The organism is Salinisphaera sp. G21_0 (assembly GCF_017744115.1).
Lineage (GTDB): Bacteria > Pseudomonadota > Gammaproteobacteria > Pseudomonadales > Endozoicomonadaceae > Endozoicomonas.
Genome location: NZ_JAGHQW010000251.1, coordinates 1 through 598, shown reverse-complemented (window position 1 = coordinate 598; position 598 = coordinate 1). Strand labels below are relative to the sequence as shown.

The following is a 598-nucleotide window of genomic DNA, read 5'->3' as shown; positions in this document are numbered from 1 at the left end:
ACGGTTTTGAATAGCTCATCCATCTTATCCGCGTATTTTGAGCGGTTATCTTCTGATTGTTGCCAGAGAATCTCCAGCATTATGCGTTTCGACAGCGTGTACTCAAATCGCTCGCCAAGCTGTTGGCGGAGTGGTTTTAATGCATACCACTGTTCCTGAGTTGGGGGTGGCTTAAGGTTTCTGCACAGTTCAAGGTATTCCTGCATCTCAGATTCAGGGAGCTGCGTTAGTGCAAATTTTGTTAAAGCCAGTGGTGCAGGAATGGATAATGCCTTAGTGAGTAATTCATTGCAGCGCGGATCTTCACGGTGTTTTTCAATCCAGAACTGGATACCAGTTCCTCCATGGATAGCCAATATCGGTAGCAATGATTTCAGCGCAGCACGAACAGCCACTCTGTCATGTCGAGAACTCTTGTGGGCAGCCAGATATTGTTGGAATTCGGCAATTTTCATGCGCCATTTTGCGGGTCCAGAGAAGAACAGAGCCAGTGCTTTCATTTGACTTGATTCTAAAAGATCTTCATCACTATTGTCGTCTCCATGTTCAGTGGTACAACCATGCTGATTAAGACATTGGCGAAGTGTTTTCTCATTTT

General features: G+C 45.2%; 1 protein-coding gene. It reads right to left on the bottom strand.

Going from position 1 to position 598, the window contains the following annotated elements; genetic code table 11:
* A partial coding sequence (locus J7439_RS25910; RefSeq protein ID WP_209204937.1) for a hypothetical protein occupies window positions 1–598 on the bottom strand: 598 nt, incomplete at both ends.